The organism is Enterobacter sp. UPMP701 (assembly GCF_053709515.1).
In genome coordinates this window covers 179,147-203,620 of record NZ_JBSKJN010000006.1, presented here as the reverse complement: position 1 = coordinate 203,620, position 24,474 = coordinate 179,147, and the positions used below count along the sequence as shown (strand labels likewise).

25 protein-coding genes are annotated in these 24,474 nt (G+C 56.7%); 19 read left to right on the top strand and 6 right to left on the bottom strand.

Annotated features, from left to right (window positions below; translation table 11 throughout):
- Window positions 1-5: 5 nt before the first annotated feature.
- Window positions 6-1,115, bottom strand: a complete 1,110-nt coding sequence (locus ACWKXT_RS15370) for an SDR family oxidoreductase (RefSeq protein WP_454527396.1) — start codon at window positions 1,113-1,115, stop codon at window positions 6-8.
- Between the two features lie 357 nt (window positions 1,116-1,472).
- On the bottom strand, window positions 1,473-2,297 hold the full coding sequence (locus tag ACWKXT_RS15365) for a MurR/RpiR family transcriptional regulator (protein ID WP_454532795.1): 825 nt from the start codon (window positions 2,295-2,297) through the stop codon (window positions 1,473-1,475).
- A 165-nt stretch (window positions 2,298-2,462) separates the two neighbouring features.
- Here ACWKXT_RS15365 and ACWKXT_RS15360 point away from each other — a divergent pair, with 165 nt between their 5' ends.
- The 3 genes from ACWKXT_RS15360 to queE are packed head-to-tail and all read left to right on the top strand — an operon-like array spanning window position 2,463 to window position 5,455.
- Window positions 2,463-4,022 (top strand): PTS transporter subunit EIIC, encoded by a 1,560-nt coding sequence (locus tag ACWKXT_RS15360; protein ID WP_454532794.1) that lies wholly within the window; start codon window positions 2,463-2,465, stop codon window positions 4,020-4,022.
- Window positions 4,022-4,729 (top strand): N-acetylmannosamine-6-phosphate 2-epimerase, encoded by a 708-nt coding sequence (locus ACWKXT_RS15355; protein WP_454527393.1) that lies wholly within the window; start codon window positions 4,022-4,024, stop codon window positions 4,727-4,729. Before ACWKXT_RS15360 ends, ACWKXT_RS15355 begins: the two co-directional genes overlap by 1 nt.
- 54 nt (window positions 4,730-4,783) lie before the next feature.
- Window positions 4,784-5,455, top strand: coding sequence for a 7-carboxy-7-deazaguanine synthase QueE (gene queE / locus ACWKXT_RS15350; protein WP_023333236.1), 672 nt, complete (start codon window positions 4,784-4,786; stop codon window positions 5,453-5,455).
- Window positions 5,456-5,485: 30 nt separating this feature from the next.
- Here the strand turns inward: queE and queD are convergent, their stop codons facing one another.
- Window positions 5,486-5,848 (bottom strand): 6-carboxytetrahydropterin synthase QueD, encoded by a 363-nt coding sequence (queD, locus tag ACWKXT_RS15345; protein WP_010434567.1) that lies wholly within the window; start codon window positions 5,846-5,848, stop codon window positions 5,486-5,488.
- Window positions 5,849-6,154: 306 nt separating this feature from the next.
- On the opposite strand from queD, the gene cysJ reads away from it, so the two are divergent.
- The 3 genes from cysJ to cysH are packed head-to-tail and all read left to right on the top strand — an operon-like array spanning window position 6,155 to window position 10,422.
- Window positions 6,155-7,960 (top strand): NADPH-dependent assimilatory sulfite reductase flavoprotein subunit, encoded by a 1,806-nt coding sequence (cysJ, locus tag ACWKXT_RS15340; RefSeq protein WP_454527391.1) that lies wholly within the window; start codon window positions 6,155-6,157, stop codon window positions 7,958-7,960.
- On the top strand, window positions 7,960-9,672 hold the full coding sequence (gene cysI, locus ACWKXT_RS15335; protein WP_454527390.1) for an assimilatory sulfite reductase (NADPH) hemoprotein subunit: 1,713 nt from the start codon (window positions 7,960-7,962) through the stop codon (window positions 9,670-9,672). Before cysJ ends, cysI begins: the two co-directional genes overlap by 1 nt.
- A 15-nt stretch (window positions 9,673-9,687) precedes the next feature.
- Window positions 9,688-10,422, top strand: a complete 735-nt coding sequence (gene cysH, locus ACWKXT_RS15330) for a phosphoadenosine phosphosulfate reductase (protein ID WP_032675427.1) — start codon at window positions 9,688-9,690, stop codon at window positions 10,420-10,422.
- Between the two features lie 71 nt (window positions 10,423-10,493).
- On the opposite strand, the gene ACWKXT_RS15325 is transcribed toward cysH, so the two are convergent.
- Window positions 10,494-11,537, bottom strand: a complete 1,044-nt coding sequence (locus tag ACWKXT_RS15325; protein ID WP_454527389.1) for an aminopeptidase — start codon at window positions 11,535-11,537, stop codon at window positions 10,494-10,496.
- Window positions 11,538-11,783: 246 nt separating this feature from the next.
- Between ACWKXT_RS15325 and cysG the strand changes: the two genes are divergently transcribed.
- The 13 genes from cysG (at window position 11,784) to rpoS (ending at window position 22,776) form a co-directional block, all read left to right on the top strand.
- Complete coding sequence (gene cysG / locus ACWKXT_RS15320; protein ID WP_454532813.1) at window positions 11,784-13,133, top strand: siroheme synthase CysG; 1,350 nt, start codon at window positions 11,784-11,786, stop codon at window positions 13,131-13,133.
- 9 nt (window positions 13,134-13,142) lie between these two features.
- Window positions 13,143-14,051, top strand: a complete 909-nt coding sequence (cysD, locus tag ACWKXT_RS15315) for a sulfate adenylyltransferase subunit CysD (protein WP_006811770.1) — start codon at window positions 13,143-13,145, stop codon at window positions 14,049-14,051.
- A gap of 9 nt (window positions 14,052-14,060) precedes the next feature.
- Complete coding sequence (gene cysN, locus ACWKXT_RS15310) at window positions 14,061-15,485, top strand: sulfate adenylyltransferase subunit CysN (RefSeq protein ID WP_454532793.1); 1,425 nt, start codon at window positions 14,061-14,063, stop codon at window positions 15,483-15,485.
- Window positions 15,485-16,090, top strand: coding sequence for an adenylyl-sulfate kinase (gene cysC / locus ACWKXT_RS15305; RefSeq protein ID WP_080330141.1), 606 nt, complete (start codon window positions 15,485-15,487; stop codon window positions 16,088-16,090). The genes cysN and cysC overlap by 1 nt, the downstream gene beginning before the upstream one ends.
- 58 nt (window positions 16,091-16,148) lie before the next feature.
- A complete protein-coding gene (locus ACWKXT_RS15300) occupies window positions 16,149-16,475 on the top strand; it encodes a DUF3561 family protein (RefSeq protein ID WP_080330142.1) in 327 nt (108 codons plus the stop codon).
- Window positions 16,476-16,554: 79 nt separating this feature from the next.
- A complete protein-coding gene (gene ftsB / locus ACWKXT_RS15295) occupies window positions 16,555-16,866 on the top strand; it encodes a cell division protein FtsB (protein WP_003862095.1) in 312 nt (103 codons plus the stop codon).
- Between the two features lie 19 nt (window positions 16,867-16,885).
- Window positions 16,886-17,596: a 2-C-methyl-D-erythritol 4-phosphate cytidylyltransferase gene (gene ispD / locus ACWKXT_RS15290; RefSeq protein WP_454532792.1), complete on the top strand. Its 711-nt coding sequence runs from the start codon at window positions 16,886-16,888 to the stop codon at window positions 17,594-17,596.
- Window positions 17,596-18,075, top strand: coding sequence for a 2-C-methyl-D-erythritol 2,4-cyclodiphosphate synthase (gene ispF / locus ACWKXT_RS15285; protein ID WP_043956768.1), 480 nt, complete (start codon window positions 17,596-17,598; stop codon window positions 18,073-18,075). The genes ispD and ispF overlap by 1 nt, the downstream gene beginning before the upstream one ends.
- Window positions 18,072-19,121, top strand: a complete 1,050-nt coding sequence (gene truD / locus ACWKXT_RS15280; protein ID WP_454532791.1) for a tRNA pseudouridine(13) synthase TruD — start codon at window positions 18,072-18,074, stop codon at window positions 19,119-19,121. The genes ispF and truD overlap by 4 nt, the downstream gene beginning before the upstream one ends.
- Complete coding sequence (gene surE, locus ACWKXT_RS15275) at window positions 19,102-19,863, top strand: 5'/3'-nucleotidase SurE (protein WP_028014238.1); 762 nt, start codon at window positions 19,102-19,104, stop codon at window positions 19,861-19,863. Before truD ends, surE begins: the two co-directional genes overlap by 20 nt.
- Window positions 19,857-20,483 (top strand): protein-L-isoaspartate(D-aspartate) O-methyltransferase, encoded by a 627-nt coding sequence (locus ACWKXT_RS15270; protein WP_028014237.1) that lies wholly within the window; start codon window positions 19,857-19,859, stop codon window positions 20,481-20,483. Before surE ends, ACWKXT_RS15270 begins: the two co-directional genes overlap by 7 nt.
- Before the next feature lie 116 nt (window positions 20,484-20,599).
- Entirely contained in the window at window positions 20,600-21,724 is a 1,125-nt protein-coding gene (gene nlpD, locus ACWKXT_RS15265; RefSeq protein ID WP_454532790.1) for a murein hydrolase activator NlpD, read from the top strand.
- Window positions 21,725-21,783: 59 nt separating this feature from the next.
- Complete coding sequence (gene rpoS / locus ACWKXT_RS15260) at window positions 21,784-22,776, top strand: RNA polymerase sigma factor RpoS (RefSeq protein ID WP_008499600.1); 993 nt, start codon at window positions 21,784-21,786, stop codon at window positions 22,774-22,776.
- 52 nt (window positions 22,777-22,828) lie between these two features.
- Here rpoS and ACWKXT_RS15255 read toward each other — a convergent pair whose 3' ends face one another.
- Both ACWKXT_RS15255 and ACWKXT_RS15250 read right to left on the bottom strand, forming a co-directional pair.
- Window positions 22,829-23,206, bottom strand: coding sequence for a DUF4440 domain-containing protein (locus ACWKXT_RS15255; RefSeq protein WP_454532789.1), 378 nt, complete (start codon window positions 23,204-23,206; stop codon window positions 22,829-22,831).
- Window positions 23,203-24,405, bottom strand: a complete 1,203-nt coding sequence (locus tag ACWKXT_RS15250; protein ID WP_454532788.1) for an MFS transporter — start codon at window positions 24,403-24,405, stop codon at window positions 23,203-23,205. Before ACWKXT_RS15250 ends, ACWKXT_RS15255 begins: the two co-directional genes overlap by 4 nt.
- Window positions 24,406-24,474: the final 69 nt, after the last annotated feature.

The following is a 24,474-nucleotide window of genomic DNA, read 5'->3' as shown; positions in this document are numbered from 1 at the left end:
TTTGGCTATTTAAAATCGACCGCCATCTGTTCCGGGATACTCAGTCCCCGGGTGGTTTGCACGCAGCGGGCGATGTAATCCGTAAAACGAGGTGGCTTCGGCATCCCCATGCTGAGCAGTTTATCGTTGCTGAAGCGCACGTTCAGCGTGGCAAAGGCACCGTATAAACGCATCGCTCTCAGCATCAGTCGTTCATTGCACGGGCCAAAAATAGACTTCAGTTCACGACGCATTCTGACCAGCGTTTCGTAGCTCACCTGCGCATATTTATCCCCGACGGGGGCTTTCTCCAGCGCCTGCGCCATCGCCTGATCGATATCCGCGAAGCGAACGCTGTTCTCTTCCCCGGCGGAAATGTGGACCACTTCTCCCGGACGTGCGTTGCTGCTCAGCAGCATTAGCAGCGCGTCGGCGCAATAATCCACCGGGACAACATCGATCCGGTCTTCCATTGCACACATAAATTTCTGCAGCATCAGGCCCATGCTAAAGACCCAGAAGATACTGCTCGACGGTGTGCAGCCGTGACGGGTATGGCCGACGACGATGGATGGACGTGCGATGAGCAGCGGCAGATTTGGACACTCCTGGCGCATAAGCTGTTCTATGGTTGACTTCGACCTGGTGTATTCCACCAGGTGCTCAGCGTTTTCTCTGAATTCCGCACTTTCGGCGACCAGCGAATCCTGCTCCGGCGTGCATGACATTGCGGTGCCTACGTGCAGGAAACGCTCCAGCCCCGCAACCTGCTCCATGCGGCGCGCCAGCGCAAGGGTGCCTTCGACGTTGACCTTCCAGATCAGAGGGTTATTGCCAAATGATGCGACAGCCGCACAGTTTACGACATGCGTGACCTCGTCCAGTCGCGGATCGTTCAGAAAAGCCTCCGGCTGGCTGAGGTCGCCGATGAGGATATTGTCCACGCTCAGGGAGGCCAGTTTCTCCTCGGGAACGTTGAACTTACGCATGTTTTCCTGCACGCGCGCCAGCCCGCCCTGCGGATCGTCGGCACGGGCAAGCAAAAGGAGTTTTACGGGTCGATCGCTGGTCAGGATTTTTTCAAGTACTGCACCGCCCAGAAAACCGGTCACGCCTGTAATCAATAACATCTTCATTAATACCGTCTCATTATGATTGATGAGGCGGATTGTAGGCGCGCAAAAGTAAACGGCATTTAAATAATAAAACGCCGGCACAGACCGCGTCTTAAGCTTATTTTAAGGAAAGAAAATCAGGTGGAGATATTCGACATTGCGGAAACTGAAAAAATTCAATTTATTAAATATTATATTTCAACTTATTGAATTTATTTGAATTTTTTATTTACTTTCAGGGCGGCGACTGTAATTCAAAATGTAATTAATAAAACACTTTGTTACACCAATCATTTATGCGATAAATGAATCAAATCCCACTAAAGTGAAATCGGGTGCGATTAAACGCAGGCTATTATATTTAGCCTGCGAATGTTTTCAGAGCAACAGAGGAAGCGTCGCGCTGGCGGTTTGCTGGCTGACGTCTGCGTAATGGCTATCTCGCGCAATCAGGGAAGTAGTCAGTAATTCAACCAGCAGCATCACCCCAACTTTGGCATTGAGCGCGCCTGCGCTAAGCGGGCCTTCTGGCTTGGCGGCCACCAGCAGCATATCGCTAAGGGAGGCGAGAGGGCTACGCGGGGTATTGCTGAGCGCCAGAACCTTCACGCCGCGCTTGCGGGCAAGTTTAACAACGTGCAGGAGATCCCGCGTTGAACCGGAGCTGGAGATGGCCACGACCAGCGTTTCTTTCGAAAGCGTTGTCGCGTTCATGGCTGCGCGGTGCATATCGCTAAACAGCTGCGCGGGCTTGCCTAAGCGCAATAACTTGTAATGCAGATACTCGCCGAGGATCGCGCTGGCCGCAACGCCATAAATCTGCACGGACTGCGCCTGATGCAGCGCCAGTGCGGCTTTCTCAAGCAGTGACCGGTCAAGGAGCCTGGCGGTATCCTGCAGAGCCTGCACCGACTCATCCACTACGGTATCAATTTCATCCCCGGTCTCACGCGCGGGCTGGCCCTGCTGAATATCCAGAGCTAGTGCCATTTTGAATTCGTTATAACCCTTGCAGCCCAACGTCCGGCAAAGACGCGTCACGCTCGCTTCACTGGTGTGGCTCTCGCGCGCCAGTTCGGTGATCGTCAGGTAGAGCACCCGGGCAGGGTCGCTGAGGACAAACTCGCCGAGTTTTTGTTGCGTTGGGCTGTACCCGGAAGCCTCCTGGCGGAGCTTCAGCAGCAGGTTTTCATGGTCCGACATGCCACGTCCTTAATGTGTTTCACTGCGACTAGTGTGGCGGAAAGCAGGGGAAAGATGCCAGTCATTTTAAAAAAGTATGACCGTCCTCCTGGTTTTTGAAGGTAATTTTCATTGTATGATATTTATGTGGTAAAAATTTTCATCATTATGTGAGGGGATGAAAATATGATGCAAATATTCAGTGGGGCTTCTTCCGGGGGATGGTTTGAAAAAGCGCAGCGCTTTGGCAAATCCTTTATGTTGCCTATCTCCGTGTTGCCCGCTGCGGGTCTGCTGCTCGGTATCGGCGGGGCGTTATCAAATCCCAATACGCTGGCGGCCTATCCGTTCTTAGATGTGAGCTGGCTGCAGGCCATTTTCACCATCATGAGTAGCGCCGGTTCAATTGTGTTTGCGAATCTCTCGGTGCTGTTTGCGGTTGGGGTTGCCGTCGGGCTGGCAAAAAGCGATAAGGGCACGGCTGGGCTGGCGGCGTTACTTGCGTTTCTGGTGATGAACGCCACCATCAACGCGCTGCTAATCCTCACCGGCAAACTGGCGCATGAAAACCCGGGTGCGGTGGGGCAGGGCATGACCCTCGGCATTCAGACGCTGGAAACCGGCGTGTTTGGCGGCGTGGTGATTGGGCTGGTGACCTGCGCGCTGCACCATCGTTTTAACAAGATTGCGCTTCCGCAGTTCCTGGGCTTCTTTGGCGGCTCGCGTTTTGTCCCCATTATCAGCTCGCTCGCGGCGATACTCGTTGGCGCGATCATGACCGTGGTCTGGCCGCATTTTCAGAAGCTGATTTTTGGTCTGGGCGGGCTGGTGGATGCCACCGGTTATCTGGGTACCCTACTGTACGGCTTCATTTTACGCATGCTGGGCCCGTTCGGGTTACACCACATCTTCTATCTGCCGTTCTGGACCACCGCGCTTGGCGGCAGCGAGATTGTTAACGGTCACCTCGTTGAGGGCACGCAGCGAATCTTCTTCGCCCAACTGGCCGATCCTTCCACGCGTCAGTTTTACGAAGGCACATCGCGCTTCATGTCCGGGCGTTTTATCACGATGATGTTTGGCCTGCTCGGCGCGTGTCTGGCGATGTACCACACGGCGAAACCGGAGAACAAAAAGCGGGTTGCCGGGTTGCTGCTCTCTGCGGCGTTAACCTCATTCCTGACGGGAATTACCGAGCCGATAGAGTTCTCCTTCCTGTTTATTGCCCCGATACTGTACGTCATTCACGCGCTGTTTGACGGGCTGGCGTTTATGCTCGCGCACATGCTGCACATCACCATCGGGCAGACCTTCTCTGGCGGTTTTATTGACTTCGTGCTGTTCGGCATTTTGCAGGGGGAGGCCAAAACCAACTGGATGTTCGTTCCGTTGGTCGGCGTGCCGTGGTTCTTCCTCTACTACTTCACCTTCCGCTACCTGATTAACCGCTTTGATTTCGCCACGCCGGGTCGGGAAAAGGAGGCGATGGCCAATGAAGTGACCTTCTCGCAGAGCGAGCGCGCCGTTGCGGTGATCGCTGGATTAGGCGGAAAAGAGAATCTGGAAGAGGTGGACTGCTGCGCCACGCGGCTTCGCGTCACGGTGAAGGACGGCAGCAAAGTGAATGACGCGGCGCTGAAAGCCACCGGCGCGCGCGGCGTTATCGTGCGCGGTAACGGGGTTCAGGTCATTTATGGCCCGCACGTCACGATTATCAAAAACGAAGTGGAAGAGATCTTATCGTAATGAAAACTGTACTGGATAACCTGAAGGGAAAACTGGTCGTCTCCTGTCAGGCCCTGGAAAATGAACCGCTGCACAGCCCGTTTATTATGTCGCGGATGGCGCTGGCAGCGGCACAGGGCGGGGCTGCCGCCATCCGCGCCAACAGCGTGGTGGATATTGAGGCCATCAAGCAGCAGGTGTCATTGCCGATTATCGGCATCATCAAACGGGATTATTCCGGGAGCGAAGTGTTTATCACCGCCACGATGAAAGAGGTGGATGAGCTCATGACCGTCTCGCCGGAAATCATTGCTCTTGATGCGACGGCGCGGGAACGTCCTGGCGGTGAATCCCTGGAAACCCTGGTGAAGCGCATCCGCTCACGTTACCCCTCGGTACTGCTGATGGCGGATATTTCCACCGTGAGTGAAGCCGTGACGGCGCAGGCGCTTGGCTTTGACTGCGTCGGCACCACGCTTTACGGCTATACGGCGGAAACGGCAGGCCATACGCTTCCGGAAAATGACTGTGCGTTCCTGAAGGCAGTGCTGGCGGCCGTGACGGTTCCCGTGATTGCCGAAGGCAACGTGGATACCCCCGAGCGCGCGGCCCGGTGTCTGGCGCTGGGCGCGCATACGGTCGTGGTCGGTGGGGCGATCACCCGCCCACAGCAAATTACAGAACGGTTTATGGCGGCGATTAGCGCGCAAAGCACCGATGGAGCATGACCATCTGGCGGGGATCTGCGATACTTATCGTTTATCCCCTTTACTGAGATGACTATGCAGTACCCGATTAACGAGATGTTCCAGACCCTGCAAGGCGAGGGTTACTTTACCGGTGTTCCCGCTATTTTCATTCGTTTACAGGGATGCCCGGTTGGCTGTGCCTGGTGTGATACCAAACATACGTGGGATAAGCTCGCAGATCGGGAAGTGTCGCTGTTTAGCATTCTGGCGAAAACCAAAGAGAGCGATAAGTGGGGCGCGGGCAGTTCAGAAGATCTGCTGGCCATTATTGGTCGTCAGGGCTGGACGGCGCGCCACGTGGTGATCACCGGCGGCGAACCCTGCATCCACGATCTGACGCCGCTGACCGAGCTGCTCGAAAAGAACGGCTACAGCTGCCAGATTGAAACCAGCGGCACCCATGAAGTGCGCTGCTCGCACACCACCTGGGTGACGGTATCGCCAAAAGTGAATATGCGCGGCGGATACGACGTACTCTCTCAGGCGCTGGAGCGTGCTGATGAGATTAAGCACCCGGTAGGACGCGTGCGTGATATCGAAGCGCTGGACGAACTGCTGGCGACGCTGACGGATGAAAAGCAGCGGGTTATCGCGCTGCAGCCGATCAGCCAGAAAGACGATGCGACGCGTCTGTGCATTGAAACCTGCATTGCGCGCAACTGGCGCCTGTCGATGCAGACGCACAAGTACCTGAATATAGCCTAAAAAATAGCCCGGTTTTGCCGGGCTATTTTTTTACTCTCCGCGATACACGCAGCCTGCCGTGCAGGTCTCTTTGATCATCACCGCGCTCAGCAGCGGCACCAGCGGCTTCATCTGATCCCAAATCCATTTTGCCAGCACTTCACTGGTCGGGTTTTCCAGACCCGGAATATCATTGAGATAGTAGTGATCCAGACGATCGTAGGTTGGCTTAAACGCGGCCTTCAGTTCGGCAAAATCCATGATCCATCCGGTATGCGGATCAACTTCACCGGTGATCTCAAGACGCACCATAAACGAATGCCCGTGCAGACGGCCGCATTTATGTCCTTCAGGAACATGCGGAAGGTGGTGGGCGGCTTCGAAGGTGAAATCTTTAAACAGTGTGGTGGACATGATCGCTCTCAGTAATGCGGAAAAAACCGCCGCATAGTACCGGAAAGCACAATTTTTAGCATTAACTAAAACGGCTCTGAACGGTGGACGCCTGGTATTCAGGGTGATTATTTGTTTTTGTTCTTGTATTTCAAATGGTTATTCAATCGTTTTTATCGCTAAGAACGATAACTAAAACAGGTTAGTCCATTTGGTTATTTATTATTTCCATCCCTTCTTTAATTGTTATTATCCACGCCGTTAACCTTATCTTCAGTTTGGATTTATTCGCTTAAAGTCCGCTTGGCTACTGGAACATAACGACGCATGACAACACAGGCCCCACCTTCAAATTTGCTTCCCCTGAACCCGGAGCAACTGGCGCGCCTTCAGGCTGCCACCTCTGATTTTTCTCCCACTCAGCTTGCCTGGGTCTCCGGTTATTTCTGGGGTATGCTCAACCAGCAGCCTGGCGCTGTGGCTGGCGCACCGGCAACGGCCGTGGAAATTCCTGCCATTACGCTGATCAGCGCCTCGCAGACGGGCAACGCCCGCCGCGTGGCCGAAGCGCTGCGTGATGACCTGCTCGCCGCCAAACTGAACGTGAACCTGGTTAACGCCGGGGATTATAAATTCAAGCAAATCGCGTCAGAAAAACTCCTGGTGGTTGTGGCCTCAACGCAGGGCGAAGGTGAACCCGCTGAAGAAGCGGTGGCGTTGCACAAGTTTCTGTTCTCGAAAAAAGCGCCGAAGCTGGATGGCACGGCGTTTGCTGTGTTTGGCCTTGGCGATACGTCCTATGAATTCTTCTGCCAGTCCGGTAAAGATTTCGACAGCAGGCTGGCGGAGCTGGGCGCGGAGCGCCTGCTGGACCGCGTAGATGCGGATGTGGAATACCAGACCGCTGCTGCAGAATGGCGTGCGCGCATCGTTGAAGTGCTGAAAGCCCGCGTCCCGAAAGAGACGCCAGCGCAGGCCGCCGTGACCGCAGCGGGCAGCGTCAATGAAATCCACACCAGCCCGTACACCAAAGAGTCGCCGCTGACGGCGAGCCTGTCGGTGAATCAGAAAATCACCGGCCGCGACTCGGAAAAAGACGTGCGTCATATTGAAATCGATCTTGGCGACTCCGGCCTGCGCTATCAGCCCGGCGATGCTCTGGGCGTCTGGTATCAGAACGATCCGGCGCTGGTGAAAGAGCTGGTCGAGCTGCTGTGGCTGAAAGGTGACGAGCCCGTCACCGTTGACGGCAAAACCCTGCCGCTCTCCGAAGCGCTGCAGTGGCATTTTGAGCTGACGGTGAACACGCCGAATATCGTCGAAAATTACGCCACCTTAACGCGCAGCGAATCCCTGCTGCCGATGGTGGGTGACAAAGCGAAGCTGCAGCATTACGCCGCGACGACGCCGATTGTCGATATGGTGCGCTTCTCTCCGGCGCAGCTGGATGCCGATGCGCTGGTTGGTCTGCTGCGTCCGCTGACCCCGCGCCTGTACTCCATCGCCTCTTCGCAGGCCGAAGTGGAAAGTGAAGTGCATGTTACCGTTGGCGTAGTGCGCTACGACATCGAAGGCCGCGCCCGCGCGGGTGGGGCATCAAGTTTCCTGGCGGATCGCGTGGAAGAAGAGGGCGAAGTGCGCGTCTTTATCGAGCACAACGACAACTTCCGCCTGCCATCGAACCCGGAGACCCCGGTCATTATGATTGGCCCGGGCACCGGCATCGCGCCGTTCCGCGCCTTTATGCAGCAGCGCGCCGCGGACAACGCGCCGGGTAAAAACTGGCTGTTCTTCGGCAACCCGCACTTTACCGAAGATTTCCTCTACCAGGTTGAGTGGCAGCGCTATGTGAAAGAAGGCGTACTGACCCGCATCGATCTGGCCTGGTCCCGCGATCAGAAAGAAAAAGTATACGTACAAGACAAACTGCGCGAACAGGGCGCAGAGCTGTGGCGCTGGATCAATGACGGTGCCCACATTTATGTCTGCGGCGACGCCAGGCGCATGGCTGCGGATGTCGAAAAAGCACTGCTGGAAGTGATTGCCGAATTCGGCGGTATGGATGCCGAAGCGGCGGATGAATTTTTAAGTGAGCTGCGCGTAGAGCGCCGTTATCAGCGAGATGTCTACTAATGAGCGAAAAACATCCTGGCCCACTGGTGGTCGAAGGCAAACTGTCTGATGCCGAGCGCATGAAGGTAGAGAGTAACTACCTGCGCGGTACCATTGCCGAAGATTTAAATGACGGTCTTACCGGCGGCTTCAAAGGCGACAACTTCCTGCTGATCCGTTTCCACGGTATGTATCAGCAGGACGACCGCGATATCCGCGCCGAACGTGCCGAACAGAAGCTGGAGCCGCGTCACGCGATGCTGCTGCGCTGCCGTCTGCCGGGTGGGGTGATCACCACCAAACAGTGGCAGGCGATCGACAAATTTGCCGGTGAAAACACGATTTACGGCAGCATCCGCCTGACCAACCGTCAGACCTTCCAGTTCCACGGCATTCTGAAGAAGAACGTGAAGCCGGTGCATCAGATGCTCCACTCCGTCGGGCTGGACGCGCTGGCGACCGCCAACGACATGAACCGTAACGTGCTCTGCACCTCGAACCCGTATGAGTCTGAGCTGCATGCCGAGGCGTATGAGTGGGCGAAGAAGATCTCCGAGCACCTGCTGCCGCGCACCCGCGCCTATGCAGAGATCTGGCTCGATCAGGAGAAAGTCGCCACCACTGACGAAGAACCGATCCTCGGCCAGACCTATCTGCCGCGTAAGTTTAAAACTACGGTGGTGATCCCACCGCAGAATGATATCGATCTGCACGCCAACGACATGAACTTCGTGGCGATTGCCGAAAACGGCAAGCTGATTGGCTTTAACCTGCTGGTGGGCGGCGGCCTGTCCATTGAACACGGTAACAAAAAAACCTATGCCCGCACTGCGAGCGAGTTCGGCTTCCTGCCGCTGGAGCACACGCTGGCCGTGGCGGAAGCGGTGGTCACTACCCAGCGCGACTGGGGTAACCGTACCGACCGTAAGAACGCGAAAACCAAGTACACCCTGGAGCGCGTGGGCGTTGAAACGTTCAAAGAGGAAGTGGAGCGTCGCGCGGGGATCAAGTTTGAGCCGATCCGCCCTTACGAATTCACCGGTCGCGGCGATCGTATCGGCTGGGTGAAAGGGATCGACAATAAATGGCACCTGACGCTGTTTATCGAAAACGGCCGTATTCTGGACTATCCGGGCCGTCCGCTGAAAACCGGTCTGCTGGAAATTGCGAAGATCCACAAAGGCGAGTTCCGCATTACCGCTAACCAGAATCTGATTATCGCCGGTGTGCCCGAGAGCCAGAAGGCGAAGATCGAGAAGCTGGCACGCGATCACGGGTTGATGGATGCGGTGAAGCCACAGCGTGAAAACTCGATGGCCTGCGTGTCATTCCCGACCTGTCCGCTGGCGATGGCGGAAGCCGAGCGTTTCCTGCCGTCATTTACTGACAAAGTGGAAGCGATTCTGGAAAAACACGGTATTCCGGACGAGCATATTGTTATGCGCGTGACGGGCTGCCCGAACGGCTGCGGCCGCGCGATGCTGGCCGAGCTGGGTCTGGTAGGGAAAGCGCCGGGTCGCTACAACCTGCACCTGGGCGGTAACCGTATTGGGACGCGCATTCCGCGTATGTACCGCGAGAACATCACCGAGCCGGAAATTCTTGATTCCATCGACGAGCTTGTCGGGCGCTGGGCGAAAGAGCGCGAAGCGGGTGAAGGCTTCGGCGACTTTACGGTGCGTGCGGGCATCATTCGCCCGGTGCTCGATCCCGCAAGGGATTTCTGGGAGTAACCACGAGAGGTAATTATGTCCGTACTCGATCTAAACGCCCTTAATGACCTGCCAAAAGTCGAACGCATTCTGGCGCTGGCAGAAACCAATGCCCACCTTGAAAAGCTGGACGCCGAAGGGCGCGTGGCGTGGGCGCTGGAAAACCTGCCGGGAGACTATGTGCTTTCGTCGAGCTTTGGTATTCAGGCGGCGGTCAGCCTGCATCTGGTGAATCAGATCCGTCCGGACATTCCGGTGATCCTCACAGATACCGGCTATCTGTTCCCGGAAACCTACCAGTTTATTGACGAGCTGACGGACAAGCTCAGGCTGAACCTCAAAGTCTACCGCGCGACAGAAAGCGCGGCCTGGCAGGAGGCGCGCTACGGCAAGCTGTGGGAGCAGGGCGTTGAGGGCATTGAGAAATACAATGAGATCAACAAAGTTGAGCCGATGAACCGGGCGCTAAAAGAGCTTAACGCGCAGACGTGGTTTGCCGGTCTGCGCCGCGAGCAGTCCGGGAGCCGGGCAACTTTACCGGTGCTGGCGGTCCAGCGCGGCGTGTTCAAAGTGCTGCCGATTATCGACTGGGATAACCGGACGGTGTATCAGTACCTGCAAAAGCACGGGCTGAAATACCATCCGCTGTGGGACCAGGGCTATCTGTCGGTGGGCGATACCCACACCACGCGTAAGTGGGAACCGGGAATGGCGGAAGAAGAGACGCGATTCTTTGGGCTGAAGCGTGAGTGCGGGCTGCACGAAGGGTAATTTCATTAACTCCCTCTCCCTGTGGGAGAGGGTTGGGGTGAGGGCATCAGGCCGCACGGCGTTCAAAAACCTCAGGCTTTCCCCGCTTTCGCCAGCTCCTTCACCAGCGGCAGCATTACCTTCACCACGTCACGGCTGCGGTGTTCAATCCGCTGCGGCAGGGCGCGATCGATATGCTGCTGATTATCCAGCATCACGTTATGCCAGCTCGTTCCGTCCGGGAAGGCCTTCGATTTGGCCCGCTGCTGGTAGCCATCTTTTTCCCCCAACGTCCAGTTTGTTGCTTCCACGTACAGCACCGGAATGCCCGCTTTATCGAACACTTCGCCGTCGTTACAGCAGCCCGTTCCACGTGGATAAGCCGGATTTCCGCCGGGATTACTGGTGGCATAAACCCCATGGCTGCGGGCAATCGCCAGCGCCCGGTCGCGCGTCAGCTTACGCACGGTACCCGGCGTACTCTGTCCGCTATTGAAATACAGCTTATCGCCGACAATCAGGTTATCGAGGTTAATCACCAGCAGCGTATTTTTCTTCTCCTCAGCGCTCATCCGTTTAAGGAGATTCTCAGCACCGAGTTTCCCTTCTTCTTCACCGCTGGTCGCCACAAAGCGAATACCGTATTTCGTCGGGATATTTTTAAGGCGTTCAGCCAGTTCAAGCATCACGCCGAGGCCCGCTGCGTTGTCGTCCATGCCCTGCAGCGTCAGCCCGCCGAGGTTGTTATCGGTATCGGCATCGCTCAACGGGGCGTAGGTATCAAGGTGGGCCATAATAATGATTTGTTCAGCCGCGCGACCTTCGTGCGCGGCAATCACCGTACTGCCGGTCACGTTATGCCAGTTTTTTGTTTTATTGCGTGAGGTATAAACGTAGCGGCTGTGAAACGAGCGGATATCACTCTGGTAGCCCATATCGGCAAACTGCTGGCGAATATAGTCGGCGGAGAGCATCTCCGCGGGTGAGCCGGTCATGCGGCCAGGGAAGACGGTGGCAATATGCCGCGCCTGCATATTGGCGATTTCACCATAAGGTTGATTTTTTGCCTGAGCCGGAAGGATAAAGCAAACGCCGAGCGCCAGGGCAGCAATACGGTGGCGCGTTGCGGAAAACATAGTGAGTCCTTAAAAACAGAGCAAAATAATAACCCGCCTAGTATGAAACTGTGATCGTCCATACACAATTTGAATTGCTCTTAAATGCCCGAAATTTCGCGTGTTAAGCACTTTTTGGTATTTGCTTTTTCACGGCGTTATTCCATTGAGTAACTACTCATTCCAATTCGTAATTTCATTCGATCTAAGCCGCCCCCTATAGTCCCTCTATTCCTCGTTGTTAGTGAGTTGTTGCCTGTGGACTATCTGCCCCTTTTTGCCGCCTTAAAAGACCGACCGGTACTGGTTGTCGGCACGGGTGAAATTGCAGATCGCAAAATCGCCTTTTTGCAGCGCGCGGGGGCGCAGGTGCGGATCGTTGCAGAGGCGGATTTTGACGAGTCGCAGATCGACAGCGTGGTGCTGGTAATTGCGGCTACTGAAAATCGCGAACTTAACCGGCGGGTTTCCGACGCGGCCCAGGCCCGTCACCGTCTGGTGAACGTGGTGGACGACCAGCCGTTATGCTCGTTTATCTTCCCGTCAATCGTTGACCGCTCGCCGCTGCTGGTGGCGATCTCTTCCGGCGGCACCGCACCGGTACTGGCGCGCGTGCTGCGGGAAAAAATCGAAGCGCTGCTGCCGACCAGTCTCGGACGCATGGCGGAGAAAGCGAGCTACTGGCGAAATCATCTTAAAACACGTTTGACCAGCGTGGCGGAACGTCGTCGCTTCTGGGAGCGCGTGTTTCGCGGCCGTTTTGCCAGCCTGATGCAGGCAGGTAACGAGACGGCAGCACAGAAAATACTCGAAGACGAACTGGATAACCCCGGCAGTACGGGCGGGGAGATCATTCTGGTGGGCGCGGGTCCGGGCGATGCCGGTTTGCTGACGCTGCGTGGCCTCCAGGTTCTTCAGGATGCGGACGTGGTGTTCTACGACCATCTGGTCACCGACGGCGTGCGCGAGTTGATCCGTCGCGACGCGGAGCAAATCTGCGTCGGCAAACGGGCGGGCGAGCACTCCGTCCCGCAGCATGAAACCAATCAGATGCTGATTGACGCCGCGAAAGCGGGCAAGACCGTGGTGCGCCTGAAAGGGGGCGATCCGTTTATCTTCGGGCGCGGCGGTGAAGAACTGCAGGCGGCAGCCGAAGCGGGCGTCCCGTTCCAGGTGGTGCCCGGCATCACGGCGGCCTCTGCGGTGACGGCCTACGCCGGTATTCCGCTGACCCATCGCGATTATGCTCAGAGCGTCACCTTTGTGACCGGCCACTACAAGGCCGACAGCACGCCGTTCGACTGGTCGCATCTCGCCCAGAGCCGCCAGACGCTGGCGATTTACATGGGCACGATGAAGGCGGCAGACATCAGCGAACAGCTTATTCAGCACGGTCGCGAGGCGACCACGCCCGTCGCCGTGATTTCTCGCGGCACGCGCGTCGAACAGCACGTTGCGACGGGCACGCTGGAACATCTTGCAACCCTGGCGAAAGACGCCCCGATGCCCGCCCTGATCGTGGTGGGAGAGGTGGTGCAACTGCACAGCACGCTCGCCTGGTTTCAGCACACAACCGATACAGAAGGCTTCGGCGCTTCTGTTGTAAATTTGGCTTAAGGAACGGTTATGGACCAAAAACGACTTACTCACCTGCGGCAGCTTGAAGCGGAAAGTATCCATATTATCCGCGAAGTGGCCGCCGAGTTTTCTAACCCGGTGATGATGTACTCCATCGGTAAAGATTCCAGCGTCATGCTGCACCTGGCGCGTAAAGCGTTTTATCCGGGTACGCTGCCGTTCCCGCTGCTGCACGTGGATACCGGCTGGAAATTCCGCGAAATGTACGAGTTCCGCGACCGTACCGCGAAGGCCTACGGCTGCGAGCTGCTGGTGCACAAAAACCCGGAAGGGGTGGCGATGGGCATTAACCCGTTCGTTCACGGCAGCGCCAAACACACCGACATCATGAAAACCGAAGGGCTGAAGCAGGCGCTGAACAAATACGGTTTTGACGCGGCCTTCGGCGGCGCGCGCCGTGACGAGGAGAAATCCCGCGCCAAAGAGCGTATCTACTCCTTCCGCGACCGCTTCCACCGCTGGGACCCGAAAAACCAGCGCCCGGAGCTGTGGCATAACTACAATGGCCAGATTAACAAAGGCGAAAGCATTCGCGTCTTCCCGCTCTCTAACTGGACCGAGCTGGATATCTGGCAGTACATCTATCTGGAAAATATTGAGATCGTTCCGCTGTATCTGGCCGCCGAGCGCCCGGTGCTGGAGCGCGACGGCATGCTGATGATGATCGACGACGATCGCATCGACCTGCAGCCGGGTGAAGTGATCAAAAAACAGATGGTCCGTTTCCGCACCCTCGGCTGCTGGCCGCTGACCGGCGCGGTGGAATCCAGCGCGCAGACGCTGCCGGAGATCATCGAAGAGATGCTGGTGTCCACCACCAGTGAGCGACAGGGGCGCGTGATTGACCGCGACCAGGCAGGCTCCATGGAGCTGAAGAAACGTCAGGGTTATTTCTAAGGAGCCGCCATGAACACCACTATTGCTCAACAAATTGCCAACGAAGGCGGCGTAGAAGCGTATCTGCACGCCCAACAGCACAAAAGCCTGCTGCGCTTTCTGACCTGCGGCAGCGTGGATGACGGGAAAAGTACCCTGATTGGCCGCCTGCTGCACGACACGCGGCAGATTTACGAAGATCAGCTCTCTTCCCTGCACAATGACAGTAAACGCCACGGCACCCAGGGTGAAAAACTCGACCTGGCGCTGCTGGTCGACGGCCTGCAGGCGGAGCGCGAGCAGGGCATCACCATCGACGTGGCCTACCGCTACTTCTCTACCGAGAAGCGCAAATTTATTATCGCCGACACCCCGGGGCACGAGCAGTACACCCGCAATATGGCGACTGGCGCGTCCACCTGCGACCTGGCGATCCTGCTGATGGACGCCCGTAAAGGCGTGCTGGATCAAACCCGTCGCCACAGCTTTATCTCCACGCTGCTTGGGATCAAACACCTGGTGGTGGCGGTCAACAAGATGGATCTGGTGAACTTCAGCGAAGAGAAATTCGAGGGGATCCGCCAGAGCTACCTGACCTTTGCCGAACAGCTGCCGGGCAACCTCGATATTCGCTTTGTGCCGCTCTCGGCGCTGGAAGGGGATAACGTCGCCTCCCAGAGCGCGAACATGCCGTGGTACAGCGGCCCGACGCTGCTGGAAGTGCTCGAAACCGTTGAAATTCAACGCGTGGTCGACACCCAGCCGATGCGCTTCCCGGTGCAGTACGTGAACCGCCCTAACCTCGATTTCCGCGGCTTCTCCGGCACTATCGCCTCTGGTGCCGTGAAGGTGGGACAGCGCGTGAAGGTGCTGCCATCCGGCGTGGAGTCAGCGATTGCGCGTATCGTGACCTTCGACGGCGATCTGCCTGAGGCCGGTGCGGGTGAAGCGGTCACGCTGGTGCTCAAAGACGAAATTGATATCAGCCGCGGCGACCTGCTGGTCGACGCGCAGGAAACGCTGGCGGCGGTGCAGGGCGCCTCCGTGGATGTGGTGTGGATGGCCGAACAGCCGCTGACCGCCGGCCAGAGCTACGACATCAAAATTGCGGGCAAGAAAACCCGCGCCCGCGTGGACGGTATTCAGTTCCAGGTGGACATCAATAACCTGACCCACCGTGACGTCAGCGAGTTGCCGCTGAACGGGATCGGTCTGGTTGATCTGACCTTCGACGAGCCGCTGGTGCTGGATCCATATCAGCAGAACCCGGTAACGGGCGGGCTGATCTTTATCGACAGGTTGACCAACGTTACCGTTGGTGCGGGGATGGTGCGCGAGCCTAACGCGCAGGCAAGCGTGACCTCTGAATTCAGCGCCTTCGAGCTGGAGCTTAACGCGCTGGTGCGTAAGCACTTCCCGCACTGGGGCGCACGCGATCTGCTGGGAGGCAAGTAATGGCCGCCCATGATGAGAACGTCGTGTGGCATCCTCATCCGGTCACCGTCGCCCAGCGCGAACAGCTCCACGGTCACCGTGGGGTTGTGCTGTGGTTTACCGGGCTGTCCGGCTCGGGTAAATCCACGGTAGCGGGCGCGCTGGAAGAAGCGTTGCATCAGCAGGGCGTAAGCACGTATCTGCTGGATGGCGACAACGTGCGTCACGGCCTGTGCAGCGATTTGGGGTTTAGCGACGACGACCGCAAAGAGAACATCCGCCGGGTGGGAGAAGTCGCCAGCCTGATGGCGGATGCCGGGCTGGTGGTGCTGACCGCGTTTATCTCGCCGCACCGCGCCGAGCGCCAGATGGTGCGCGAGCGCGTGGGCCAGGATCGCTTTATTGAAGTGTTTGTCGATACGCCGCTGGAGATTTGCGAAGCGCGCGATCCGAAAGGGCTGTACAAAAAAGCGCGGGCCGGTGAACTGCGAAACTTCACGGGAATTGACTCGGTTTACGAAGCGCCTGAATCGCCTGAGATTCACCTGAAGGGTCAACAATTGGTAACAAATTTAGTAAGCCAATTATTAGACCTGCTCAGACGGGACGATATTATCAGATCCTGAGGCGGTATCGTTCGGGAGCTGTCTTCCCGAACGATGAGTCACGGTCACAGGATTAGCTATGCGCAACAGCGAAAACTACATTATCACCACCGGGTCGGAACCGTTAACCACCGATGACGAGACGACCTGGTCCTTTCCTGGGGCGATAGTCGGCTTCGCGTCGTGGTTACTGGCGCTGGGTATCCCGTTTTTGATCTACGGTGGTAACACCCTTTTCTTCTTCCTCTACACCTGGCCCTTCTTCCTGGCGCTGATGCCCGTTGCGGTCGTTGTGGGCGTTGCGCTGCACTCTCTTTTCAACGGCAAACTTCTGTACAGTACGGTTATCACGATTGCCACCGTTGTCGTCATCTTTGGCCTGCTGTTTTTATGGCTGATGGGCTAACTTACGACATAATTAAAACCCCGCAGTAGAGTCCAGCGGAAAGTTATGGGATGATGATGCCGTTTTTTCAGGGGGCAGGATGGGTAAACTAACGCTGCTGTTGCTGGCTTTGCTGGTCTGGCTGCAATATTCGCTGTGGTTCGGTAAAAACGGACTGCACGACTACAGCCGGGTGAGCGATGACGTCGCGGCTCAGCAGGCAACAAATGCCAAACTTAAGGCGCGAAACGATCAACTCTTTGCTGAAATTGATGACCTCAATGGTGGCCAGGAAGCGATTGAGGAACGCGCGCGCAATGAACTCAGTATGACTAAGCCGGGCGAAACCTTTTATCGTCTGGTTCCGGATGCGTCTAAACGCAATCAGGGCTCAGCACAAAACAATCGATAATCAGGCCCAGGATTACGACATGGCAGCAACTTTTTCGGACGTATGTGCCGTGGTGCCGGCCGCAGGTTTTGGCCGGCGCATGCAGACAGAATGTCCCAAGCAGTACCTCTCAATTGGCGATAAAACGATCCTCGAGCACGCCGTGGCGGCGCTGCTGGCGCACCCGCGGGTGACGCACGTGGTCATCGCCATCAGCCAAGGCGATGCGCGCTTTGCGCAGCTACCGCTGGCGAACCACCCACAGATTACCGTTGTTGATGGCGGTGCCGAGCGCGCAGATTCCGTGCTGGCTGGCATTCAGGCTGCCGGAAACGCGCGGTGGGTTCTGGTGCATGACGCGGCGCGTCCGTGCCTGCATCAGGACGATCTTGCGCGCCTGCTGGCGCTGAGCGAAACCAGCAAAGTGGGGGGGATTCTGGCCGCTCCGGTGCGCGACACTATGAAGCGCGCCGAGCCGGGCCAGCAGGCTATCGCCCACACCGTAGAGCGCGTCGATTTATGGCACGCGCTGACGCCGCAATTTTTCCCCCGCGAACTGCTCCATGACTGCTTAACGCGTGCGCTTAACGAAGGGGCGACCATCACGGATGAAGCCTCCGCGCTGGAGTATTGCGGTTTTCACCCTGAGCTTGTTGAAGGGCGCGCTGATAATATAAAAGTGACGCGCCCGGAAGATTTACATCTCGCGGAATTTTATCTTACCCGTTCGACCCATCAGGAGAAGGCATAATGCGAATTGGACACGGTTTTGATGTACACGCCTTTGGCGGAGAAGGCCCAATTATCATTGGCGGCGTACGTATTCCTTACGAAAAAGGGCTGCTGGCGCATTCTGATGGCGACGTGGCGTTGCATGCGCTGACCGACGCGCTGCTGGGCGCTGCCGCGCTGGGCGATATCGGTAAGCTGTTCCCGGACACCGACCCGGCCTTTAAAGGAGCAGACAGCCGCGCGCTGCTGCGCGAAGCGTGGCGCCGCATTCAGGCGAAAGGCTACACCCTCGGCAACGTTGATGTGACAATCATTGCTCAGGCACCGAAGATGCTGCCGCACATTCCGCAGATGCGCGTGTTTATTGCCGAAGATTTGGGCTGCCATATGGACGACGTGAACGTCAAAGCCACCACCACGGAGAAACTGGGCTTTACCGGTCGTGGCGAAGGGATTGCCTGTGAAGCCGTGGCGCTGCTGGTGAAGGCGGCAAAATGACGGACTTTGACAACCTGACATACCTGCACGGTAAACCGCAGGGGAACGGGGTGCTGAAAGCCAGCCCGGAAGATTTCCTCGTGGTCGAGGATTTGGGCTTTGAGCCCGATGGCGAAGGCGAACATATCCTGGTGCGCATTCTGAAAAACGGCTGCAACACCCGCTTTGTGGCCGACGCGCTGGCAAAATTCCTCAAAATTCATGCCCGGGAAGTGAGCTTTGCCGGGCAGAAAGATAAACATGCCGTCACTGAACAGTGGCTCTGCGCGCGCGTGCCCGGCAATGCGATGCCTGATTTAAGCAAATTTGAGCTTGAGGGCTGTAAGGTACTGGAGTACGCCCGCCACAAGCGCAAATTGCGACTGGGAGCCTTAAAAGGCAACCATTTCACGCTGGTACTGCGTGAAGTGACCAGCCGCGAAGACGTTGAAACGCGCCTGAATGCCATTAATGAACGCGGCGTCCCGAACTACTTTGGCGCGCAGCGCTTTGGCATTGGCGGCAGCAACCTGCAGGGTGCGTTGCGCTGGGCGCAAAGCGATGCGCCGGTGCGCGACAGGAATAAACGCAGTTTTTGGTTGTCGGCGGCCCGCAGCGCGTTGTTTAATCAGATTGTGAGCGAACGGCTGAAAAAATCGGACGCGAATCAAGTTGTTGTTGGCGATGCGCTACAATTAGCGGGACGCGGAAGCTGGTTTGTGGCTACGGCCGAAGAAATGGCCGATGTTCAGTCGCGCGTGGACGCCAAAGCGCTGATGATTACCGCCGCGTTGCCCGGTACGGGCGACTGGGGGACGCAGGGCGATGCGTTGGTTGCTGAACAGTCCGCCGTGGCGGATGCGCCGGAATTACAATCCTTGCTGGTGCGGGAAAAAGTCGAAGCAGCACGCCGCGCGATGCTGCTCTATCCGCAGCAGTTAAGCTGGAACTGGTGGGATGACGTAACCGTCGAGTTACGCTTCTGGCTGCCGGCAGGTAGCTTCGCCACCAGTGTTGTCAGGGAACTTATCAACACCTCGGGTGATTATGCGAATATTGCTGAGTAACGATGACGGGATCCACGCGCCAGGCATTCAGACCCTGGCGAAGCACCTCCGCGAATTTGCGGATGTGCAGGTTGTGGCTCCCGATCGTAACCGCAGTGGAGCGTCTAACTCACTGACGCTGGAGTCGTCGCTTCGCACCTTTACTTTTGAAAATGGCGATATTGCCGTCCAGATGGGCACGCCGACGGACTGTGTGTTTCTGGGCGTGAACGCCCTGATGCGCCCGCGTCCGGATATCGTCGTCTCCGGCATTAACGCCGGGCCTAACCTCGGCGATGATGTGATTTACTCCGGCACCGTGGCGGCCGCAATGGAAGGGCGTCATCTCGGGTTTCCGGCGCTGGCGGTCTCGTTAAACGGCCACACGCACTACGACACCGCCGCCGCGGTGACCTGCTCGATCCTGCGGGCGCTTGGCCGCGAGCCGCTGCGTACCGGGCGCATTCTCAACATCAACGTGCCGGATCTTCCTCTCAATGAGATTAAGGGCATTCGCGTTACGCGTTGTGGAAGCCGGCACCCGGCGGATCAGGTGATCCCGCAGCAGGATCCTCGCGGCAATACGCTTTACTGGATCGGCCCTCCTGGCGATAAGTGCGATGCGGGTCCGGATACCGACTTCGCCGCCGTGGATGAAGGCTATGTCTCGGTGACTCCGCTGCACGTAGATTTAACCGCGTATAGCGCGCATGATGTGGTGTCGGGCTGGCTGGATCGCGCAGGAGTGAACGCGCAATGGTAAGCAAACGTGTACAAACTCTTCTGGAACAACTTCGCGCACAGGGGATCCGCGACGAGCACGTGCTTGAGGCGCTTGCTCAGGTTCCGCGTGAGAAATTTGTAGACGAGGCGTTTGAACACAAAGCGTGGGAAAACGTGGCGCTGCCTATCGGGCAAGGCCAGACGATTTCACAGCCTTACATGGTGGCGCGCATGACGGAGCTGCTTGAGCTCACGCCCGACTCGCGCGTGCTGGAGATTGGCACCGGGTCGGGGTATCAAACCGCGATCCTGGCGCATCTGGTTCACCATGTCTGTTCCGTAGAGCGGATCAAAGGTCTGCAGTGGCAGGCGCGTCGTCGCCTGAAACAACTTGATTTACATAATGTTTCGACACGCCACGGTGATGGATGGCAGGGTTGGCAGGCTCGCGCCCCGTTTGACGCTATCATCGTGACGGCGGCTCCGCCTGAAATTCCCGCTGCACTGTTGTCGCAGCTGGATGAGGGGGGCATTCTTGTTCTGCCCGTCGGGGACGAGCAGCAGCTTTTAAAGCGCGTTCGTCGGCGCGGCGGCGAGTATATTATCGACACCGTGGAAGCCGTACGCTTTGTGCCTCTGGTGAAGGGGGAGTTGGCCTGAGACTCGGAATTATCCAGGGTTATTAAGGCAAATTCAGCGTATGGTGTGGCGCGAAAGACTCGTGTCATCACGGTTAATTTTAAGTCACTGGTAGTTAACACATTCCTGGGGGATAAATGAGCGCGGGAAGCCCTAAATTCACCATCAGCCGTGTTGCGGCATTATCACTGGTTTCGCTCTGGCTGGCAGGCTGTACAAGTTCTGACAATGCGCCTGCGCCCGTCAGTTCCGTTGGCGGAAACAGCGGCTCGGGTAACACGTCCAGCGGAATGTTGATCACGCCGCCGCCTAAAATGGGGACTGCCACAGCGCAACAAAATCCGCCAATCCAGCCGATTCAGCGTCCAACGACGCAGCCAACGCAGATTCAGCCAGTGGAACAACCTGTTCAGACCCAAAATGGCCGCATAGTCTATAACCGTCAGTATGGGAACATTCCGAAAGGCAGCTATACCGGCGGCAGCACCTATACCGTGAAACGCGGTGATACGCTGTTCTATATTGCGTGGATCACCGGGAACGACTTCCGTGACCTCGCGCAGCGTAACAACGTCCAGGCCCCGTATGGTCTGGAAGTCGGGCAAACGCTCCAGGTAGGCAACGCAACGGGTACGCCACTGACGCCTGGCAACACGGTTTCAGCGGCCGATGTGACTGCGCAAAATAACAGCGTTAAGCCTGCACAAAAATCCACCACGGTGGTTGCTTCACAACCGGTAATTACGTATTCTGAGGATTCAGGTGATCAGACTGCTAACAAAATGTTGCCGAATAATAAAGGGACTGCGACTGTTGTCACAGCACCGGTTACGGCACCTGTGGTTAGCTCTACTGAACCGACTGCAAGCAGTCAGAATGCCAGCTCGTCAATCACCACCTGGCGCTGGCCAACTGACGGCAAGATTATCGAGAACTTCGCAACCTCTGAGGGTGGCAACAAAGGGATCGATATCGCAGGCAGTAAAGGACAGGCTATCATCGCGACCGCAGACGGACGCGTTGTGTATGCCGGTAACGCACTGCGCGGTTACGGTAATCTCATTATCATCAAACATAACGATGATTACCTGAGTGCCTACGCCCATAACGACACAATGCTGGTCCGGGAACAACAAGAAGTTAAGGCGGGGCAAAAAATCGCTACCATGGGTAGCACCGGAACCAGTTCTACACGCTTGCATTTTGAAATTCGTTACAAGGGGAAATCCGTAAACCCGCTGCAGTACTTGCCGCAGCGATAAATTGACGGGGCATGCCAGCCAGGGTGTCTCGTTCAGGGATCACGGGTAGGAGCCACCTTATGAGTCAGAATACGCTGAAAGTTCATGATTTAAATGAAGACGCGGAATTTGATGAGAACGGAGTAGAGGCTTTTGACGAAAAAGCCTTAGTAGAAGAGGAACCCAGTGATAACGATTTGGCTGAAGAAGAGCTGTTATCGCAGGGCGCCACACAGCGTGTACTGGACGCGACTCAGCTTTACCTTGGGGAGATTGGTTACTCCCCACTGCTAACGGCCGAAGAAGAAGTCTATTTCGCACGTCGTGCTTTGCGTGGTGATGTTGCCTCGCGTCGTCGCATGATTGAAAGTAACCTGCGACTGGTCGTGAAAATTGCCCGCCGTTACGGCAATCGTGGTCTGGCTCTGCTGGATCTGATTGAAGAGGGCAACTTAGGTCTCATCCGCGCAGTTGAGAAGTTTGACCCGGAACGCGGGTTCCGTTTCTCAACCTACGCGACCTGGTGGATTCGTCAGACCATCGAACGGGCTATTATGAACCAGACCCGTACGATTCGACTGCCGATTCACATCGTCAAAGAGTTGAATGTTTATCTGCGTACTGCGCGCGAGTTGTCCCATAAGCTGGACCACGAGCCAAGTGCGGAAGAGATTGCAGAGCAACTCGACAAACCGGTTGATGACGTAAGCCGTATGCTGCGTCTCAACGAGCGCATTACCTCGGTTGACACCCCGCTGGGTGGCGACTCCGAAAAAGCGCTGCTGGACATCCTGGCCGATGAAAAAGACAACGGTCCGGAAGACACCACGCAGGACGATGACATGAAACAGAGCATCGTCAAATGGCTGTTCGAACTGAACGCCAAACAGCGTGAAGTGCTGGCACGTCGTTTCGGTTTACTGGGGTATGAAGCTGCGACACTGGAAGATGTCGGCCGTGAGATTGGCCTGACCCGTGAACGTGTTCGTCAGATTCAGGTAGAAGGTCTGCGTCGCCTGCGTGAAATCCTGCAGGGGCAAGGTCTGAATATCGAAGCGCTGTTCCGCGAATAAGCATCCTTTCGTCAAAAAAGGCCCGTCGTGAGACGGGCCTTTTTCTTTTGTGTTACGGCTGTGCCGTTTCGTGCAGCAGTCGCCATGTAATCCTGCCGCCTTCCTGATTAAGCACTGCGGTTGACCAGCGCACGTTGACGGGCAGGTCCGGCCGGGTTTGCGTCTCCCGGTAGTGAAGTACCGCGCCGTGATCCCAGCGCTGGATCGTGGATAATTCGTCAAGGACGATTTTCAGTCCGGGACGGCTTCCGCGCTGGTTTTCCAGAAAACTGACAAGACCGACATAGTCGATATGAACACCGCCCGGCGGGATCATCAGAAAATCTGGATGGAAGCGGGCGAGAAGAGCGTGGAGCTCGCCTTCGCCTTTGCCTAACCAGTTTTCAAGCGCAATGTGGAGGTCGATAATTTCATGTTCAAAAGGCGTCATGGATTCTCCTGTCGCAGCTGGGTGAGCACCTGCGTATTGTTAAGACGAAAAACGTACAGGACAGGCAGCAAGGTCATGCCTGTGGCAAAAAGAAACATCCCGTGCCAGGCGGCGAGCGGTGGCAGATAGTTCTGCGCCAGGTTCAGCGCCTCCGCCAGCAGCAGGGCGCCGGCAAAAAAGCTAAACTGACGATTAAGATTCCACAGCGCGCTGGCATCCGGCATCTCTTCACGGCGCGTGGTCAGAAAAGCGCTGCTCTGCGCCGTGCTGCTGCACAGGCTTCCCCCCGCGCCCATCAGGGTAAACGCAGCGGCAGGTAGCAGCGTAGCCGAACTGGCGTTAATCAAAAGCAGAATACCCGTCGCCTGCAACAGGCAGCCGATAACAATCAGCGGTCGGGGGCCGATACGGTTAAAATAGCGTCCCGTTGTTGTGATGGCGATAAACGATGCCACGGACCACGGCAGCATGAGCATTCCCGTAGCGGCTGGGGTTATGTTTGCCACGTGCTGAAGATAAAACATACCCGTGACGTTGACCCCAATAAACACGCCAGGAACGCATAAATAGACGAGCATGGAAAACCGCAAAAGCGGATCCACCAGTAAAGACAGGTTTAGCAGCCTGCTTGTTTTTATCGGCGATATTTCGTGTTTAAGCCACTGGGAGGCCAGCACAAAGGTCACGATGGCCACCGGGAGCGTGACGAAAAATATCCATCGCCAGCTCAGCGCCTCTACCAGCACGCCTCCGAGCGCAGGGGAACAAGCGGGAGCAAGTAACGCCACCAGCATGACCGCTGACGAGAGTCTGGCTCGCTCATGAGGCTGAAACTGTTGCCAGGTGAGCGCCTGTCCGACGGGGATCAATAAGCCACCTCCCACGCCCTGCAGTACTCGCCAGGCAATCAGACTTTCCAGTGTTGCAGACAAGCCTGCCGCAGCAGAGGCCACGCTGAACAGAAAAAGCGAGAGCAGGATAACGCGCTTTGGCCCAATGCGCCGCGTCAGTACGCTGCTGAAAGGGATCACCAGCGTCAGGCCGGCAATGTACCCGTTGCTGACCCAGGCAAGCGCTGAAGGCGTGGCGTTAAAGGTGTGAGCCATTGCCGGAAAGGCGACGCTGGCGATAAACATGTTAATCAGATCAAGAAAAAAGCCCAGCAGATAGACAGCGGCGACTTTGCTGCGATACGTCATGATGGTTCCTCCGGTGAGGTGGCATATCGTATCGGCCGTTGAAGCACGGATAAACGCGACAAAGCACGA